Consider the following 15,356-nt stretch of genomic DNA (forward strand, 5'->3'; position numbering starts at 1 on the left):
CTCGTCTCAGCCCCTACCAGCCGTCACCAACGTCATGACCCGCAACAACTAGCCGAACACCGGCCCGGACGCCAGGTCCGCACCCGCCGCCGCCCACCAGTCGGCCTGCGCCGCCTCGGTCAAACCGGTCACCAGCACCGAGATCCCGACCTCCCGCACCATAGGGATCAGGTCCATCGTCGCCCGCGTGAACAACGCCGTCGGGTCCGGCCGCGCCAGCCGCGCCACCACCGACTCCGACATCCGCACCGTGTGGATCGGCAGGTCCTCCAGGCACGCCAGGTCGCCCCGGCTCTTCCCGAACCCGGTCAGCACCGATCGCACACCGTTGTCGACCAACACCATCAGGTTCTCGTCGGCTAACCCGTCCGTGGATCCCAGCGCGTGGGCGGGCATCCCCAGTTCCAACTGGTCCGCCTCCAGCCCGGTGTCCGCCAGCACCCGCCGGACGACCGCGACCAGGTCCGGATCGGCCGCCTGTTCCGGGGTCAGCTCCAGGTACAGCGCCGACCGGGCCTTCGCCGCCAGTTCGGCCGCGTGGTGCAGGACCCAGTGGCCCAGCGGCACGCCGAGCCCGGTGTCGCGCAGGATCTCCTCACAGCGCTCACGGTCGAGGGTCCCCAGTTCGGGGTGCTCCCAGCGCAGCAGCGCCTGGGTCGCGACCGGGCCGCGGTCCGGCAGCGTCACCACCGGCCACAGGTCGACGTCGAGCTGCCCGTTCTCCCAGGCCCCCGGCACGCTCGCGGCCAGCCGGTAGTGCTCGCGGTAGCGCGCGTTCTGCTCCGGGTCGACCATGCACCACTGCCGCCGCCCCTGCCGCTTGCGCCGCCGCAGCGCAATGTCGGTCGCGCGCAGCAGTTCGTTCGCATCGTTGTCCGCCGACGGCAGCGAGACCACCGCGATCGTCGCCGACGCCGCGATCCCCTCACCGTCCACATAGGTCGGTTCGGCCAACGCGTCGTTGAACGACCCCGCCACCGCGCCCACGTCCAGCTCGCGCGGACCGTGCGTGACCATCACGCCGAACTCGTCACCCGAGAGCCTGGCCACGACCGCGTTGAGGTGCTCCGTCGCCCGCAGCAGCCGCGACGCGACCTCGCGCAGCAGGTGGTCGCCCGCCGAGCGGCCCACCCCGTCGTTGACCACGGCGAAGTCGTCCAGCCCCAGGTGGAAGACCGACAGGTCGGCGCCGACCCCCAGCGCCGCCTCCAGCCCGCCGACGAACGCCTGGCGGTTCGGCAGACCGGTCAGCCGGTCCTGGGTGCCCTGCCGGTGCAACTTGTCTTCCAGCAGCCGCAGGTCGGAGATGTCCTCGACCATCGTCAGCAACTGTGTCCGCTGACCTTCCCCGTCGCGCAACACCGATACCGCGATTCGCACCCATGCGGCCTCACCGTCCGCGTTGCGGAAGACCGTCTCCTCGTGCATCTGGTCGCCGTCGCCCGCCGCCAGCTCGGCGTAGCGGGACACGAGGTAGTCGCACTCGTCAGAGTGGAACAGGTCGGCCAGCCTGCGCGGCGGCGGCGTCCCACGACGGCGCCCGAGCATCAGTGCCAGCGCCTCGTTGTCACGGATCACCACGCCGTCCAGGTCGGAGATCACCATGCCCCACGCGGAGTTGGCGAACAATTCCTGGAAACGGGCCTCGCTGGCGCGCAGGTCGCGCTCGATGTTCTCCCGCGCCGCCACGAGCGCCCCGCGCAGATCCTCCTGGCGACCGCGGGCCGCTTCGGTGAACCCGGCGACGAGCGCGGCTAGCACGGCGGGCACCCGCTCCCGATCGTCCACATCGGCCAGTCGCGGCAGCCCGGAGGCGAGCACGTCGACGCAGGCCTGCACGCTCTCCGGCCGGTGGTACCCGGTCTCCACCAGCCGGGCGCCGACGGCGGAGGCGGTGGCCAGGTTGGCCTCCGCGACCAGGCAGCCCAGCAGCAGGTCGAGCAGCTTGTCGAACTCGACCGGTTCGCGGGCAGGCGCCTGCGCGGCCACGCGAGTCAACGCGGTGGCCCACTGGTCGGCCAGCTCAGCGCGGTCCACGCCAGACCGTCCTTCGTCGGTTCGCTGACAGGTCGGAGACCTCGTGAGTCCCCTGAATCCGGGTACCGGTGAGTACTACCGAGGAGGTACCACTTTGCACCCGATCGAGTACCAAGCGCCACCCCATCGGGCTAATTTTCTGGACCAATGCTTAGCCCGTCCGAGTGACATATCACGCCTATGTGCATTTACCGCCGACACGCGCGGTCATCAATCCGCCCGTTGCCGCCCCAACCGGGCGGGATGCCATACCGCGCGCGGAAACCCCGCAGCTCGCTGTGCCCGACAGCGGAACTCGGGCGTACACCGCACGGATATTCGGTCATCACTCGATGGTTTGCACCACCTGCGACCCACTCGGGGGACACGGTCACGGACTGCACCTCATGATCGGCGTTCTTACCGCCCAGATTACTGACAACCCCCGTAGTCCATTCGGGTCATTCTGCACCCCAAAGTCATCTACGCTCGGTTACCAACACAAAAACGTAAGGTGTACGGAGTCCGCAATGAACTCAGCGCACCGCCAGCCGCCGCAGTCGCAGCGCGACGATGCGCGCCAACTCGGCGCGCACGGTGGCCCGCTCGGTCGTCCGGTCATTCCCCAGCCTCCGGCGCAACGCGGACAGCACGGCCTCACCGCTGAGCCCGGACGCGCAGATCAGGAACAGGTGCCCGAACCTCTGCTCGTAGATCGCGTTGCCACGCGCCAGGTCCGCCCGCACCCGCGCACCAGCCGCAACCGCGGACCGCTGCTCCTCCCGCGACCACCCCGCCTCCCGCGAGTGCCCGCGCACCCCGTCCCCCAAGCGCGGGTGCGACGCGACCGCCAGCAGGACCTCCGCCCACTCCAGCGTCGCGAGGACGGCCGTCGACACCTCCTCGACCTCGCCGAGGCTGGTGAACGGCCGCTGCGCCGCCACCTCGTCCGCCCAGCGGAGGGAGGCGCAGCACGACAGCAGGTCCGCCACCGCGTCCTGGCGGGCGGCCCCGTTCAGCAAGGTGAGGAGCGAGGGCACCACCCCAGTACACACGCCGCCGGAGCCCCCGACCACCGGCAAACGAACGAACCGCCACCGGAAGAACGGACGCACTCCCACCGTCCCCCGATCGGGTCATTTTCATCCACACCCCCACTCCGCTTCCCCTCGCCCCCTTCCTGACCAGCACTTTCTTCCGCAGCCAGTTATCCACATCCCCCACATCCATCCACAGAAATCCGCCACCCCCGCCCAGCCACCCCACCCCCGATAGACTGGAGCGGGGCCGTCCCCCCAGAGGTGTGGTGGGGGCTGTGCGCGAGAGGTCTGAGGGTTGAGCTGATCTTCGGCCGCAGGTGTGGTGGCACAACGGGCAACTGGCGAGTGCCGCGCGGCTCACCCGAGTTCCGCTCGCTGCTGGGGATCCTCCAACCCGACCTGTCCAGGACCGGCAACGCCCAACCCTCCGTGTACACGCTGCTGGCCAAACAACCAGACCGGTGGCTCTTCGTTCCTGAACGCCGCGCACACGCTGCTCCGCGCCGTGGGCAACGCCCACATGCTGATCACCAGCCGCGCCGCGAACTGGCCGCAGCCGGGATTCGTCCACCACGTCGCCCCCTGAGCGCGGCCACCTAACTGCTGACCCGGGTTTCCCGTGACCCGGACGCCGACACCGCGGCCAAGCTCGCGGAGGAACTGGGCTGCCTCCCCTTGGCGCTCGCCCAAGCCGCCGGGTTCGCCCAGGCCAAAAGCATGACCCTCGCCGACTACTTCGGCCTCTACCTCGTGCGCGCCGCCGAGATGCACCAGGACGGCCAACCCCCTGACTACCCCGAGACGTGGCGACCACCTGGAAGGTCGCGATCGACGGGCTGCCCCCGTCCGCCCGGAAGCTGCGCAAGCTCCTCGCCTTCTTCGCCGCCGAGGACATCCCGGTGGGCCGCGTGTTCCGACTCGAGGGACCGCTGACCGATCCCCTGGAGCGCCAGCGCGCCATTAACGCGCTGCGCGCGGTCCACCTGATCATGCGGACGAAAGAGGGACGGGACGCGGTGGTCTCGATCCACCCCCTGGTCCAAGCCGTCACCCGCGAGGACCTGGGCACCGAACGGGCGCGGTGGGCACGCGCGGGGCACGACCTGATCGCCGCCACCGCGCTCACCGGTGAACGCTGCACACCCATGTTCGCGCTGTACTGGGCCACCTACCGCCCAGCGACCCCCGACCTTCCCGACGCGCCAAGCGCTGGCACAGTGGATCGGCACCGCGGGGGACCCGGTCGGCGCGCTTGCCATGCTGAAGGAACTGCACCGAGCGGTACACCACACGTTCGGTCCCGATGGGCTGCGACACGAGATCGCCAACTGGACCGGTGAGACGGGCAAGCACCGCACCGCGCTCAACGAGTTCATCGTCCTGCTGCGCGCCCTGGAGCGGGTGCGCGGGGCGAACCACGCGGGCACACTCCGGACCCTGAGCAACATCGCGCACCTGGCGGGTCGTCTCGGCAACGTCGGCCGGGCCCGCGTGATGTTCGCCCGCTTGGTCGAGCAGTTGAACGAGGTACTCGGCGCGCCCCATGCGGACACGCTGGCGGCACGGGGAAACCTGGCCAGGTGGACCGGCGAGTCCGGCTACCCGTGGCAAGCCAGGGACATGCTGCTGAGGCTCGTCACACGGGCCGACGTCGAACTCGGCGCGGAGCACCCGACGACGCTGCGCGCCCGGCACCAGTTGGCGATGTGGAGCGGCTGGGCGGGAGCGGCGGAAACGGCCCGGGACCAGTTCCGGGACCTCACGATCGACCTCGGGCGATTCCTCGACGTCGGGCGATTCCTCGGCCCCGAGCACCAGGAAACCCTGTTGGCTCGTGCCGGCCTCGCCTTCTGGACCGGTGAGGCGGGGGCGGGCGACGAGGCGTTGCGGCTGTTCACCACCGCGCTGCCGGACTTCCACCGTGTTCTCGGCCACCAGCACCCCCTGGCGTTGCGCGCGAACATCGCCAGGCGGAAGGACGCGGCCGGGGATGTCCGCGCGGCTCGGGAGGAGTTGGCGGATCTGGTCGTGGAATTGACTCGAGTCCTGGGCCGCGACCACCCCAGCACCCGGACGGTGGTCCGTGACCTGGCGTTGTGGCTGCAGCTCGACTAGGTGTGCCAGCCGGTGAAACCGCTCCCGGCCAGCGCTCTCGACCGACGGGTGCCGTGGGTGGGCGGCTGCGGTGTGCAGTGGTCGATGCGGTGAACGGACCAGTCCGTTCCCACAAGCACACGAACGCCGGCAACGCCGCTACCGTGGTTTTCCCTTACGCGACAAGGGAGAACGCCATGCGCAGAGTCTTGCTGGCCGCCCTGCTACTGCTCATCCCGCTCCCCGCCGCCGCGGACCCGACCGGGCCGCCGGTCTACCGAGAACTCGCGGGCACCGGAGACGGCAGTACCGCGGGCCTCTTCAACGCGATAGCCGAGACAACAACTCGACGCGGGGTCAAGCTCATTGGCTCCTACGACACCACCGGATCCCCCACCATCACTACGAAGCCGAACTGCACTGTTCCACGCTCTTACACCGTCCACGAGTCGGTAGCCGCGAAAGACGGATGTCTCCAGTTCGCAAGAACCAGCGAATTCGACAGCCACGGCACGGACGGTCTCAACATCTTCATCGGCTACGGCGTAGTCACCTACGCGGTAAGCCACGACTCCCCAACCTCCCGCATCCTCCACAGCCAATACCTCGCACCCCGCTACCGCTGCGAGATCACATCCCCCATCAAGCCCCTCTTACCCCGCTACGGCTCCTCGGTGCGCACCAACTTCCTGCACACCCTCTGGATAGAGGACTCCCCAACCCTCACCACCCGCTACCCGTGCATCAAAGACACCGACGACGACGGACGCCCGCTGGAGGAAAACGACCCCAGTGCCCTCAACGACCCGGACAAGCTCATACCGTTCAGCGTCCCGGTCTACCTCACCCGGACGCCTACGGGCGTAGACCTAGGCCGGATAGACGAGGTCCCCATCGTCCGCGTGGACCCTTCGGTTCCCACGGACACGATCGGCTACGTCACCAAACAGTCCTCACCGATCAGCCAGGACCTCGACGACGTCACCCTCCGGAGTGTCTACACATGTGAACGGAACACCTATACGCCGCTCCTGCCCCACTACGGCGCCTTGGTGCGCAGCGCGTTCCTGAGGCGTATCGGCATCCAGGACAACGCGGACCTGACCACCCGCTACCCCTGCCTGCGCGACGACATCGAGGCCTACGACGCCGCACCGGTCACGAGGGACACGGACATCCTGCCCTTCGACGTGCAGACCTACTCCGACCAGCTCAACACCATCTACGACGACACCCGCGCGGGTACGCGGATCAGTCGCGTCAACGGCATACCGCCGATCACGGGCAAACTGGGGCCGGGGCAACACCTGGTGTTCGTCGTGGTCCCGCGCGCGTTGGAGCGGAACTCGACGGTGGTGAGCACGTTCATCGGCCCGCAGTCGGCGGCATGCCGCAACGTGGCGTTGATCAGGGCGCAGGGCTTCATCGACTCACCCGGGTGCGGGCGGGCCGAGGTCGGCGGGCTCAACCCGCGTGGTGACCTGCCCTCAGGCTGAGCGGAGGTAGTCCAGCAGCGCCCGGATGTCCGCGTGCAGTTCGACGTCCGGGCGCTTGCTGTCGCGCACCGTCCGCAGGGTGTGGCCGATCTCGACGCAGTCGGAAGTGGCGCCCGATCGACTGGACTTACGGAAGCGTGTCGTGGTCTGCATGGCACCCGCCCCTCAGGTCAAACGTACTCGGAAGTAGATCGATGAGAGCACGGATGCACGCGCGAAAGTAAGAGGCAGGCGTTCACAGAACTTGCCCGGATCGGACGAACCGCACGAGCGCGCGCACGTCACACGCGAGCGCCCTGTGGTGTTTACTGTCCCGCACCGCACGCAGGCCAGGCGCGATCTCGACGCAGTTCGAGTTGCCCCCGGAGAAGCTGGATTTGCGGTAGCGAACATGCGCGATGAGCCCCCGGACATCCCCGGTCAACGTCTGTCCCGGATTCTTGCTGTCCCGCAGGGTATGCCGGGTGATGTCGACCTCGACGCAGTCGGAGTTGGCAGCCGAGAAGCTGGACTTCTTGAACCGCGTCGAGGTCGGCATGGGTCACCTGTCCTTAGCGCTGGGCGGAACGGACGTAGATGATCAGAGCATGGGCGTTGGCGGCGAGGGTAGGGCCGGCCGGGTTCTTGCTGTCGCGCAGGTGGGTGAGGGTGTGGGCAACCTCGACGCAGTTGGAGTGACTGCCAGACCGACTGGACTTCTTGTAACGCAACGACTCTGGTCGCAACTCAACCTCCAAGAATTACACGCTCAATTTCAGCCTCAAGCCTATCCCGTGTCCCCTGCTCGCTCAGAGCGCGTTCTTTGAGCACTTGCCGGGCGTGCACATATGGCTTGCACTCGTCATCGGACAGGAAGGTCGCCGAGTCGTAGTGCTCGATGTGCACCATGCCACCGGTCTGCGCAAACTCCATCAAATGCCAGTCGCAGACCACCAAGGCAGTCGGTTGATCAACGATGCGCACAACGACACCCTCCTGTCGCCCATGCGCACTAGGTGGCGAAGCTGGGCGGCGAACACCTGCGTGTCACCCAGCTGGTTCCGCAGCGCGGCCGCCCCGATCAACGCCGTGTAGTCGACGTTTCGTCGCTGAAGCACCTCCTGGCGTTGTCGCCGCGCCCGCAACCTCGCGTGCACCTCCTTCTCCGAGACCTCCCGGTCGAGCATGAGCGCCATCGTGTATTCCTGGGTCTGGAGCAGTCCCGGAATGAGCCCCGGACTCCAGTTCGTGATGCGTATCGCCTCGTGCTCGAAGCTCGCCAGCGCACCCGTGTCCGCCGGGACGCCCGGCACCTGTCGATCCCACCAACCGACAGCAGGCAACTCCTTAGCCCTTGCCACCAATTCGTCCCGACGGCCCGACGGAAGCCGGTAGACGACCGCCAGCCCCATCACCGCTTCGGGTGAAATCTTGCGGTGCCCGCGCTCTAGTCTGCTCAGCGTGGACTCCTGCCAGTCGATCACCCTGCACACATCAGCCAAGCTCAGGCCCGCTTCTTGACGGATCGCTCGCAATTCGGCACCCAAGGCCCGGTCCTTCGGCGTGGCCGGTCGGTGATTCCCACCCATCCCCTGCTCCTCCCCACGGCTTTCTAGCTCTGCGGGCAACGCCCTACCTTCGGTCACCGCACGCGGACAACCCCGTGCAGTGTGGCAAATAGTGGAGGTTCCGCCAATGCCGAGCAACCCCAACGTCGAGGTCTGGCTCCAGGTCCCCGCCGACTGCGACATGTCCTACCAGGTAACCAATGCGGACGACATCGAGTTCACCCTCGACGGCTTCAGCCTGGTCGTCGAGGGCGCCAGCCTGCGGCGCTTTGTCACCATGTCCGAAGGCGCGCTCACCGAGCTCGCCCAGGCCCAGGCCGAGTACGCCGAGGCCGCCCGCGCCTAGTCGGCGACCAACACCGCCGCGGCGAGCGCGGCGAGTTCGGCGGCCAGGGTGGCGCGGCCGTTCACACGTCCGGTTCTTGGCAGGTCGTTGACGATCGTCAGGGCCGCGTGGACCACCACTCTGGCCGCCGGGTCCGACATACCCGGTCGGACCTCACGCAGCAATCGTACCCACTCCGTCACGTACTCCCGTTGCAGGACACGGAGTTCTTTGCCATCTCTTTCGGGGAGGTTGACGAGTTCGGCCGTGTAGACGGCGATCAGGTCGTCGGACCGCAGCACCGTGTCCACATACGACCGTACGAGCCTGCGCAGGGCATCTTCAGCATTTGTCGCCGTAGCAAGGGAATTGTCCAAACCGAGTCTTAGCCTGTCCGCCATACGACGGCTCGCGGCCAAGAGGATGTCCGACTTACTTGTGAAGTGCCTATAGATGCTCGGTCCCGCTATACCGGCGGCCGCACCGATGTCCTCCATGCTCACCGCGTGAAAGCCGCGGTCGCGGAAGAGGCGGGTCGCGGCCGTAAGAAGCTCTTCACGACGCGTGGGCGCGGGGGCACGAGTTCGCCACACAGTGGGGGCCTGCTCGGTCGGTAGGGGGGTCCGAACCACGGTCTCCCCCAACCGCGCCAAGAGACGCGTGAACTCCGGGGTCGGCAGCGTGGCGTGATGGTCACCAACGCTGCCGAAGACACTCAACGCGGCAAAACAGATCACATCGGCCGCACCGTCGTCCAACTCCGGTCGGAGGGCTCTTAGCCCCTTGAGCCACTGCGCCAAGAGGGCGCCCACGCGCCGCCGGATCTCCTTCTGGTCACCCGCGTGCAGGTGACGCCCCTGCCACCGCCACAACGCGGTCAGGGCCCGCTCTTCGATCGACACCTCGGCGGCTGCCTCCAGCAGAGGACGCAAACCGCGTTCCGGGTCGTTCTCCACGCCCTCCACCGCCGTGCAGACGCGCACGGTGAGCTTGTCGACGCCGGTGAGCAGCACGTACCCCAGCACGTCCTGCTTGTTCTGGAAATGCCTGTAGAGGGCAGGCCCGGTGACGCCCGCCGCAGCGGCGATGTCATTGACGCCGACCGCGTGGTAACCGCGCCTGCCGAACAGCTCGGCGGCGGCCCTGGCCAGCTGGGCCTTGCGGTCGCGGGGTCGGCGGACAGGTGCACCGCTGGTCAACCGGGCCTCCTGCCGTGACATGTCTCGTGAGATGCGGATTACCACGCTAAGGCACACACCCTACGTTGACAACCAGCGGATACTCGCGAGTATGTTAATGGGCATTAGCTGGTGTCCAGCCCCGGAGAGGATCGGACTAGCGTGAGTACCGAAGCCTTCATCTACGAGGCGATCCGCACGCCGCGCGGGCGCGGCAAGCAGAACGGATCGCTGCACGGCGTCAAGCCCATCTCGCTGGTCGTGGGCCTCCTCGGGGAGCTGCGCACCCGCTTCCCCGACCTCGACCCGGCCACCATCGACGACATCGTCCTGGGGGTGGTCTCGCCGGTCGGCGACCAGGGCTCGGTCATCTCGCGCAGCGCGGCGATCGCGGCGGGACTGCCGGACTCGGTCGCCGGGCTCCAGATCGACCGGTTCTGCGCGTCCGGGCTGGAGGCGGTGAACACGGCCGCGGAGAAGGTGCGGTCGGGGTGGAACCAGCTGATCGTGGCCGGGGGCGTCGAATCCATGTCCCGGGTGCCGATGGGGTCGGACGGCGGTGCGTGGTTCAACGACCCGGAGACCAACTACGACTCGTACTTCGTTCCGCAGGGCATCAGCGCGGACCTCATCGCGACGCTGGAGGGGTTCACGCGCGAAGACGTCGACTCTTACGCGGCTGAATCGCAGCGGCGTGCTGCTGCTGCGTGGTCCGCCGGGTACTTCGCGAAGTCCGTGGTGCCGGTTAGGGACCGCAACGGGGTGGTGCTGCTCGACCACGACGAGCACATGCGTCCCGAATCGACCGTGGAGAGCTTGGGCAAGTTGAAGCCGTCTTTCGCCGGGATAGGCGATTTCGGTGGTTTCGACGCGGTGGCGTTGCAGAAGTACCACGCGGTGGAGCGGATCGACCACGTGCACACGGCGGCCAACTCGTCGGGGATCGTCGATGGGGCCGCGGTGGTGCTGGTGGGCAACGAGGCCGTCGGGGCCGCCGCGGGGTTGACACCGCGGGCGCGGATCGTGTCGGCGGCGGTGACCGGTGCCGAACCGACGATCATGCTGACCGGGCCGACGCCCGCCGCGAAGAAGGCGCTGGCGCTGGCGGGTCTGACGCCGGAGGACATCGACGTCTGGGAGCTGAACGAGGCGTTCGCGGCGGTGGTGCTGAAGTTCATGAGGGACCTCGACATCCCGCACTCCAAGATCAACGTCAACGGCGGGGCGATCGCGATGGGGCACCCGCTCGGCGCGACCGGGGCGATGATCACCGGGACGCTGCTCGACGAGCTGGAGCGGCGCGGCGCGCGGCGCGGCCTGGTCACCCTCTGCATCGGCGGCGGCATGGGCGTCGCGACCATCATCGAGCGAGTCTGAGGACGGCATGAGCGACAACATGATCGGCTGGGAATCCGACGCCGACGGCATCGTGACGCTGACGCTGGACGACCCCTCGCAGGGCGCCAACACGATGAACGACCTGTTCCGGACTTCGTTGGCGGCCACGGTGTCCCGGCTCGAGGCCGAGCGCGACGGGATCACCGGGGTGATCATCACCTCCGGCAAGAAGACCTTCTTCGCGGGCGGCGACCTCAACCAGCTCATCACCGCCCGATCGAGTGATGCGCCCCAGATGACCACCCGCGTAAATTCGATGAAGCGGGACCTGAGGCGACTGGAACAGCTCGGAAGGCCGGTGGTGGCGGCCATCAACGGGGCTGCGCTGGGTGGCGGGTACGAGATCGCGCTGGCGACTCATCATCGGATCGCGCTGGACGTGCGTGGCAGCCAGATCGGCCTGCCCGAGGTGACGCTCGGGCTGCTGCCGGGTGGCGGCGGGATCGTGCGCACGGTGCGGATGTTGGGGATCCAGGGCGCGCTGCTGAACGTGCTCTTGCAGGGGCAGCGGCACAAGGTGGCGAAGGCACTCGAACTCGGGTTGGTGGACGAGATGGCGTCCACGGCCGACGAGATGCTGTCGGGTGCTCGGGCGTGGATCAAGGCGAATCCGTCGGCCGCGCAGCCGTGGGATGTCGAGGGGTATCGGATTCCGGGTGGGACGCCGGCCAACCCGAAGTTCGCGGCCAACCTCCCGGCGTTCCCCGCCAACCTGCGCAAGCAGCTCAAGGGCGCGCCCATGCCCGCGCCGCGCAACATCCTGGCGGCGGCGGTCGAGGGCGCGCAGGTCGACATCGACACGGCGCTGCGGATCGAGACGCAGTACTTCGTGAACGTGGCGGTCGGGCAGACGGCGAAGAACATGACCCAGGCGTTCTTCTTCGACCTGCAGTCGATCAACAAGGGGAACAGCCGCCCGTCGGGGGTTGAGCCCTTCGCCGCGCGCAAGGTGGCGGTGTTGGGCGCCGGGATGATGGGCGCGGGAATCGCGCACTCGACCGCGCGGTCGGGGATTCCCGTGGTGTTGAAGGACGTGACGTTGGAGGCGGCCGAGAAGGGCAAGGCATACTCGGCGAAGATCCTCGACAAGGCTGTCGCGCGCGGCAAGATGACGGCCGAGGCCGCGGCGGAGGTCTTGGCCCGCATCACGCCCACGGCCGACGCCGCCGACGTCGCGGGCGCGGACCTGGTCGTCGAGGCCGTCTTCGAGAGCCCCGAGCTCAAGAAGAAGGTGTTCGGCGAGATCGAGGACTTGGTCGCCCCGGACGCGCTCCTGGGTTCCAACACGTCCACGCTGCCCATCACCGACCTGGCCGAGGGGGTCAAGCGCACGTCCGACTTCATCGGTCTGCACTTCTTCTCGCCGGTCGACAAGATGCCGCTCCTGGAGATCGTCGTCGGCGAGTCGACCTCGGATGTCGCCCTCGCCAAGGCTTTCGACTACGCGCTGCAGATCAAGAAGACCCCGATCGTCGTCAACGACAGCCGCGGTTTCTTCACCAGCCGCGTCATCGGCACCTTCATCAACGAGGCGGTCGCGATGGTCGGCGAGGGCATCGCCGCGCCGTCCATCGAACAGGCGGGCTCCCAAGCCGGCTACCCCGCCCCGCCCCTGCAACTCCTCGACGAACTGACCTTCACCCTCCCCCGCAAGATCCGCGACGAGAGCCGCGCCGCCATCGAGGCCGCGGGCGGCAGCTGGCCCGAACACCCCGCCGACCACGTCCTGGACCGCCTGATTGACGAGTTCGACCGCAAGGGCCGCTCCTCCGGCGCGGGCTTCTACTCCTACGACGAGGAAGGCAAGCGCACCGTCCTCTGGCCCGGCCTGCGCGAACACTTCCACACCGGCACCGAGATCCCCTTCGAGGACATGCAGGAGCGCATGCTCTTCGCCGAAGCCCTGGAAACCGTCAAGTGCGTCGACGAAGGAGTCCTGCGCACCGTCCCCGACGCCAACATCGGCTCCATCTTCGGCATCGGCTTCCCCCCGTGGACCGGCGGCGTCCTCCAGTACATCAACGGCTACCCGGGCGGCCTCCCCGGCTTCGTGGCCCGAGCCCACCAACTGGCCGACCGCTACGGCGACCGCTTCCGCCCCCCAACCTCCCTGGAAACCAAAGCCACCAACGGTTCCCACTACGCGTAACCCACCCCCGTATCCCCTCACGTACGAATAACCATCTAACGCCCGTTCCACACCAACGCGCGGCCGGACCCACTCCCTCGGGCCCGGCCGCGCACCCCAACGAGATCACCGGCACCCCAAACTCCACACCCCGCACGCACACGAACCAACCGCCCCTCGACCGTGATCAGCCAATCGAGCGACCAAAATCGGGAACCAAACAGGTGTTCGATTTCGTTGCTTGAAATATGCAGTGCGACCAAGCGGGAAACCGTCACGAGCCAGCCCCACCCACCCGCACCGCACAGCCCTGTCACCAGCCCACTCTCCCCGCAGCACAACCACTCCACCCCGTCTCCAACCACCCCGCTGCCCCACCGACCCACCGCCTCCTCGCCCGTCCCACACTCCCTAACCCACCCCCCACCCCCTCCGCTCCGCCCCCGACCGAGCGCACGCGATCCACACGACCGCCACTGCCGCGCCTCACGCCCACACTGCCCACCGGCGCCGCACCCGAACTCGCCACTCGCGTTGGCGTCTCGCCCGATGACGTCCCGCTCACTCCGACTGGGCGGCCGGTGCGGCGACCTCGGGAGGACTGGGACGCAGCGCCATCGGACGCGGTGGTGCCAAGTGAGCGATTGGGCGGGACGCCATCAGACGCGGCAGCGCCGAGTGAGCTGGTTGGGGCGCGACGCCATCAGACGCTGTGGTGCCAAGGGAGCGCGGTTAGGGCAGGACGCCATCGGCTGCGGTAACGCCAAGTGGGCGATTGGGGGCGGGACGCCATCAGACGCGGTAGCGCCAAGTAGGCGATGGGGGCAGGGTCGAGTTCGGGCTGGGAGCAGTGGTCGCCGGTGCCGCCCGTGCCCGCAGTCCGGCCACCCGGTGCCGCCCGTGCCCGCAGGCTGGCCCACCGCCTTCCAGGCCGCCCCGCGCGCGCCCGCACGATTCCGCTCAACCCGCTCCGCCCGGGCCTCGCGCTCACGCTGCTCACCGGGGCCGCGCACGGGCTCGTCACTTCGCGTGTTGGCGTCTCGCTTCACGTCTACGGCCGGGTGCCGCCCGAGGCGGGGGTTGGCCTGGCCGATCGGTAAATCCGCCATCTGGATCACCGGCTGTGCCATTCTGACCGCATGGGGTTACCGGAGAAGGTCCAGACCATCACGGCCGATTACCTGGCCGCGATCGATGAGGTGGCGCCGGGGTTGGTGGAGGGGCTGTACCTGGTCGGTTCTCTTGCTCTTGATGACTATCGGCCCGGTCAGAGCGATATCGACTTTGTCGCTGTCACGGCCGGTCGTCTGGTTGGGGACACGATCGTGGCCGTTCGGCGGGTTCACCGGGAACTGGCCAGGCGTCATCGGGTCGACTTTGATGGGCCGTATGTCACGTGGGCGGATTTGGCGAGTGATCCGCGGAAGTCCGGGCCTGGGGTGCATGTGCTTGGGCGGGGGCGGGTGACGGGTTCGACGATGAGGGAGCGGCATCCGGTTACGTGGCATTCGCTGGCGCAGTCGGGGATCGTGGTGCGGGGGCCGGTCATCGACGACATCGGGGTGTGGACGGATCCGACCGGGTTGGCGGATTCCGTTCGCGAGAACGTGGATACCTATTGGCGTGGCTGGCATCGAGTGGGCTCGCGGTCGTTCTCCCGGCGCGGGTTGCTGTTGTTGACCGATGGGGGTCCGGCCTGGTGTGTCCTCGGAGTCAGTCGCCTGCACTACACCCTGACGACGAAGCGGATAGCCTCCAAGGGTGCGGCGGGGGTGTACGCGCGGGAGGTGTTTTCCTCTCGGTGGCACCGAATCGTCGATGAGTCGCTGCGCCTCCATCGCCAGGAAGGTGGGCCGTCGCGGTACGGGGCTCGTCGCGCACGGCGGCGGGACGTGCTCGACTTCCTGGACCACGTGATCAAGGACGCGGGGCAGTTGCCGCGCGGCTGAGTCGGGGAAGCCGGCGGTTGGCGTGGAGCATCGCGAACCGGCCCGACCCTCTGGGCAGGGGCGGGCCAGGGCGGCGCGGAGCGACACCACCTGACGGCTCGGGCGAACGAGGGCATGCGGCGGTCCGTCGAACCGGGAGGACGGCGGTGGCTCGGAGGCATCGCGAACGGGCCCGACCCCCTGGG

The 15,356-nt window shown here is 68.2% G+C and carries 13 protein-coding genes and 1 pseudogene; 7 read left to right on the top strand and 7 right to left on the bottom strand.

Features of this window, described 5'->3' with window-relative positions; translation table 11 throughout:
- Positions 1–48 precede the first annotated feature (48 nt).
- Positions 49–2,037, bottom strand: coding sequence for an EAL domain-containing protein (locus V5P93_RS29540; protein WP_104481811.1), 1,989 nt, complete (start codon positions 2,035–2,037; stop codon positions 49–51).
- A gap of 515 nt (positions 2,038–2,552) precedes the next feature.
- Positions 2,553–3,056: a 2-oxo-4-hydroxy-4-carboxy-5-ureidoimidazoline decarboxylase gene (gene uraD, locus V5P93_RS29545; protein WP_219824124.1), complete on the bottom strand. Its 504-nt coding sequence runs from the start codon at positions 3,054–3,056 to the stop codon at positions 2,553–2,555.
- An 803-nt stretch (positions 3,057–3,859) separates the two neighbouring features.
- On the opposite strand from uraD, the gene V5P93_RS29550 reads away from it, so the two are divergent.
- The 3 genes from V5P93_RS29550 to V5P93_RS29560 all read left to right on the top strand — a co-directional run bounded on the left by V5P93_RS29550 (position 3,860) and on the right by V5P93_RS29560 (position 6,646).
- Positions 3,860–4,396 carry a hypothetical protein gene (locus tag V5P93_RS29550; protein ID WP_181043759.1) on the top strand — a complete coding sequence of 179 codons (537 nt, stop codon included), beginning with the start codon at positions 3,860–3,862 and terminating at the stop codon, positions 4,394–4,396.
- Positions 4,314–5,171 carry a tetratricopeptide repeat protein gene (locus V5P93_RS29555; protein WP_104481808.1) on the top strand — a complete coding sequence of 286 codons (858 nt, stop codon included), beginning with the start codon at positions 4,314–4,316 and terminating at the stop codon, positions 5,169–5,171. The genes V5P93_RS29550 and V5P93_RS29555 overlap by 83 nt, the downstream gene beginning before the upstream one ends.
- A 176-nt stretch (positions 5,172–5,347) precedes the next feature.
- Positions 5,348–6,646, top strand: a complete 1,299-nt coding sequence (locus V5P93_RS29560; RefSeq protein ID WP_104481807.1) for a hypothetical protein — start codon at positions 5,348–5,350, stop codon at positions 6,644–6,646.
- On the opposite strand, the gene V5P93_RS29565 is transcribed toward V5P93_RS29560, so the two are convergent.
- From V5P93_RS29565 to V5P93_RS29580, 4 genes and pseudogenes are all read right to left on the bottom strand, one after another.
- On the bottom strand, positions 6,638–6,799 hold the full coding sequence (locus tag V5P93_RS29565; RefSeq protein ID WP_104481806.1) for a DUF397 domain-containing protein: 162 nt from the start codon (positions 6,797–6,799) through the stop codon (positions 6,638–6,640). The two genes, V5P93_RS29560 and V5P93_RS29565, sit on opposite strands and share 9 nt — an antisense overlap.
- Positions 6,800–6,881: 82 nt before the next feature.
- On the bottom strand, positions 6,882–7,184 hold the full coding sequence (locus V5P93_RS29570) for a DUF397 domain-containing protein (protein WP_104481805.1): 303 nt from the start codon (positions 7,182–7,184) through the stop codon (positions 6,882–6,884).
- Between the two features lie 13 nt (positions 7,185–7,197).
- Positions 7,198–7,383 carry a DUF397 domain-containing protein gene (locus V5P93_RS29575; RefSeq protein WP_374065106.1) on the bottom strand — a complete coding sequence of 62 codons (186 nt, stop codon included), beginning with the start codon at positions 7,381–7,383 and terminating at the stop codon, positions 7,198–7,200.
- Positions 7,373–8,376: pseudogene (locus tag V5P93_RS29580) on the bottom strand (helix-turn-helix domain-containing protein). Before V5P93_RS29580 ends, V5P93_RS29575 begins: the two are co-directional and overlap by 11 nt.
- Here V5P93_RS29580 and V5P93_RS29585 point away from each other — a divergent pair.
- Positions 8,321–8,539 carry a hypothetical protein gene (locus V5P93_RS29585; protein WP_104481801.1) on the top strand — a complete coding sequence of 73 codons (219 nt, stop codon included), beginning with the start codon at positions 8,321–8,323 and terminating at the stop codon, positions 8,537–8,539. The pseudogene V5P93_RS29580 and the gene V5P93_RS29585 sit on opposite strands and share 56 nt — an antisense overlap.
- On the opposite strand, the gene V5P93_RS29590 is transcribed toward V5P93_RS29585, so the two are convergent.
- Positions 8,536–9,738 (bottom strand): TetR/AcrR family transcriptional regulator, encoded by a 1,203-nt coding sequence (locus tag V5P93_RS29590; RefSeq protein WP_104481800.1) that lies wholly within the window; start codon positions 9,736–9,738, stop codon positions 8,536–8,538. The genes V5P93_RS29585 and V5P93_RS29590 overlap by 4 nt on opposite strands.
- 120 nt (positions 9,739–9,858) lie before the next feature.
- On the opposite strand from V5P93_RS29590, the gene V5P93_RS29595 reads away from it, so the two are divergent.
- The 3 genes from V5P93_RS29595 to V5P93_RS29605 all read left to right on the top strand — a co-directional run bounded on the left by V5P93_RS29595 (position 9,859) and on the right by V5P93_RS29605 (position 15,171).
- Positions 9,859–11,073, top strand: coding sequence for an acetyl-CoA C-acetyltransferase (locus tag V5P93_RS29595; protein WP_104481799.1), 1,215 nt, complete (start codon positions 9,859–9,861; stop codon positions 11,071–11,073).
- A gap of 7 nt (positions 11,074–11,080) precedes the next feature.
- On the top strand, positions 11,081–13,243 hold the full coding sequence (locus tag V5P93_RS29600; RefSeq protein ID WP_104481798.1) for a 3-hydroxyacyl-CoA dehydrogenase NAD-binding domain-containing protein: 2,163 nt from the start codon (positions 11,081–11,083) through the stop codon (positions 13,241–13,243).
- Between the two features lie 1,118 nt (positions 13,244–14,361).
- Complete coding sequence (locus tag V5P93_RS29605) at positions 14,362–15,171, top strand: aminoglycoside adenylyltransferase domain-containing protein (protein WP_104481797.1); 810 nt, start codon at positions 14,362–14,364, stop codon at positions 15,169–15,171.
- The last annotated feature ends 185 nt before the right edge of the window (positions 15,172–15,356 follow it).

This window comes from Actinokineospora auranticolor (assembly GCF_041897805.1).
Taxonomy (GTDB): Bacteria; Actinomycetota; Actinomycetes; order Mycobacteriales; family Pseudonocardiaceae; genus Actinokineospora; species Actinokineospora auranticolor.